This window comes from Murinocardiopsis flavida (assembly GCF_003014485.1).
In the GTDB taxonomy this organism is placed as follows: domain Bacteria; phylum Actinomycetota; class Actinomycetes; order Streptosporangiales; family Streptosporangiaceae; genus Murinocardiopsis; species Murinocardiopsis flavida.
Window position 1 is genome coordinate 1 of sequence record NZ_PYGA01000054.1, and the last position, 3,229, is coordinate 3,229.

General features: G+C 57.6%; 1 rRNA gene. It reads right to left on the minus strand.

The features are described 5' to 3' along the window. Positions 1-36: 36 nt before the first annotated feature. Positions 37-3,150 (minus strand): 23S ribosomal RNA (locus CLV63_RS32885). Positions 3,151-3,229: the final 79 nt, after the last annotated feature.

Genomic DNA, 3,229 nt, shown 5'->3' on the forward strand with positions numbered 1-3,229 from the left:
CGCGAAAATAGTGTGCGCGAGCATCCAGTCATCTGCGATGGACAAGCCCTCGGCCTATTAGTACCGGTCAGCTCCACCCCTCACAAGGCTTCCACACCCGGCCTATCAACCCCGTCATCTCCAGGGAGCCTTACCCACTCAAGGTGGCAGGAGACCTCATCTCGAAGCAAGCTTCCCGCTTAGATGCTTTCAGCGGTTATCCCTCCCGAACGTAGCCAACCAGCCATGCCCCTGGCGGGACAACTGGCACACCAGAGGTTCGTCCGTCCCGGTCCTCTCGTACTAGGGACAGCCCTTCTCAAGTCTCCAACGCGCGCAGCGGATAGGGACCGAACTGTCTCACGACGTTCTAAACCCAGCTCGCGTGCCGCTTTAATGGGCGAACAGCCCAACCCTTGGGACCAACTCCAGCCCCAGGATGCGACGAGCCGACATCGAGGTGCCAAACCATCCCGTCGATATGGACTCTTGGGGAAGATCAGCCTGTTATCCCCGGGGTACCTTTTAGCCGTTGAGCGACACCGCTTCCACACGCCGGTGCCGGATCACTAGTCCCTGCTTTCGCACCTGCTCGACACGTCCGTCTCACAGTCAAGCTCCCTTGTGCACTTACACTCAACCCCTGATTGCCAACCAGGATGAGGGAACCTTTGGGCGCCTCCGTTACCCTTTAGGAGGCAACCGCCCCAGTTAAACTACCCACCAGACACTGTCCCCGAACCGGATCACGGTCCCAGGTTAGATGCCCGAAATGATCAGAGTGGTATTTCACCAACGCCTCCACAACCACTAGCGTGGCCGCATCCACAGCTCCCACCTATCCTACACAAACCATCCCAAACACCAATGTCAAGCTATAGTGAAGGTCCCGGGGTCTTTCCGTCCTGCTGCGCGAAACGAGCATCTTTACTCGTAGTGCAATTTCACCGGGCCCGTGGTTGAGACAGCGGGGAAGTCGTTACGCCATTCGTGCAGGTCGGAACTTACCCGACAAGGAATTTCGCTACCTTAGGATGGTTATAGTTACCACCGCCGTTTACCGGCGCTTAGATTCCCAGCCTCGACACCCCAAAGGGCACCTAACCAGTCCTCTTAACGTTCCGGCACCGGGCAGGCGTCAGTCCGTATACAGCGTCTTACGACTTCGCACGGACCTGTGTTTTTAATAAACAGTCGCTTCCCCCCGGTATCTGCGACCCCACCCAGCTCACAAAGCAAAGTTTGATCACCGGACAGGGCTCCCCTTCTCCCAAAGTTACGGGGACAATTTGCCGAGTTCCTTAACCACGGTTCACCCGAACGCCTCGGTATTCTCTACCTGACCACCTGCGTCGGTTTAGGGTACGGGCCGCCCACGCACTCACTAGAGGCTTTTCTCGACAGCATGGGATCACTCACTTCGACAAAAACGTCTCGACATCACGCCTCAGCCCTCATGGTGCACGGATTTACCTATACACCGGCCTACACGCTTATCCCGGGACAACCACCGCCCGGTAGAGCTACCCTCCTGCGTCACCCCATCGCTTACCTACTACCCAATCGGACCCCACACCAGCACCCACCACCACCCGAAGGCGACGATAGACACCGGACATGGTTAGCATCAAAGGATTCAGTATGGGCGCACGTGAACGGGTACGGGAATATCAACCCGTTATCCATCGACTACGCCTGTCGGCCTCGCCTTAGGCCCCGACTCACCCTGGGCGGATTAACCTGCCCCAGGAACCCTTAGTCAATCGGCGCGCATGTTTCCCACATGCGTCTCGCTACTCATGCCTGCATTCTCACTCCCACGCAATCCACCCCCGGTCACCCAGGAACTTCACCTCACGCAGGACGCTCCCCTACCACACAACACACCCCGAAAGGCGTGCTGCATCCACAGCTTCGGCGGTGTGCTTAAGCCCCGCTACATTATCGGCGCACAATCACTTGACCAGTGAGCTATTACGCACTCTTTAAAGGATGGCTGCTTCTAAGCCAACCTCCTGGTTGTCTCAGCAACTACACAACCTTACCCACTTAGCACACGCTTAGGGGCCTTAGCTGATGATCTGGGCTGTTTCCCTCTCGACTACGAAGCTTATCCCCCGCAGTCTCACTGCCGCACTCTCACTTACCGGCATTCGGAGTTTAGCTGACCTCAGTAACCTTGTCGGGCCCATCAGCCAACCAGTCGCTCTACCTCCGGCAAGAAACACACGACGCTGCACCTAAATGCATTTCGGGGAGAACCAGCTATCACGGAGTTTGATTGGCCTTTCACCCCTACCCACACCTCATCCCCCAGGTTTTCAACCCTGGTGGGTTCGGGCCTCCACGAAGTCTTACCTCCGCTTCACCCTGGACATGGGTAGATCACTCCGCTTCGGGTCCACAGCATGCGACTACAAACGCCCTCTTCAGACTCGCTTTCGCTACGGCTACCCCACCCGGGTTAACCTCGCCACACACCACGACTCGCAGGCTCATTCTTCAAAAGGCACGCCATCACCCACACACCCCCCAAAGGAGGCCCAGGCTCTGACGGCTTGACAGCACACGGTTTCAGGTACTATTTCACGACCCCTCACCGGGGCACTTTTCACCTTTCCCTCACGGTACTAGTGCACTATCGGTCACCAAGACGTATTTTGGCTTGACAGGTGGTCCTGCCAGATTCACACGGAATTCCTCGGGCTCCGCGCTACTCGGGACCACACCCCACGCGCCACGCGTCACTTCGCCTACGGGACTCTCACCCACTCCGGCACCGCTTCCCAACGGCTTCGACTACAACACGCGCACAACGCGACCAGCCGGCAGACCAGTCCAGATGCATCCCACAACCCCGCACACGCAACCCCTGCCGGGTATCACACGCCCACGGTTTAGCCACATCCCCTTTCGCTCACCACTACTCAGGGAATCACTCTTGTTTACTCTTCCTACGGGTACTGAGATGTTTCACTTCCCCGCGTCACCACCAACCGCCCTATACATTCAGACGGCAGCAACCCTCCATGACAAGGGCTAGGTTTCCCCATTCGGACACCCACGGATCAACGCTTGGTTGACAACTCCCCGTGGACTAACGCGGCCTCCCACGTCCTTCATCGGCGCTTGGTGCCAAGGCATCCACCGTATGCCACTCTCACTTGACCACCACAGATACAAGATGCTCGCGCACACTATCCACAAATCAAAACACCCACCACACACCCGCCCACCTCAACACCCAACC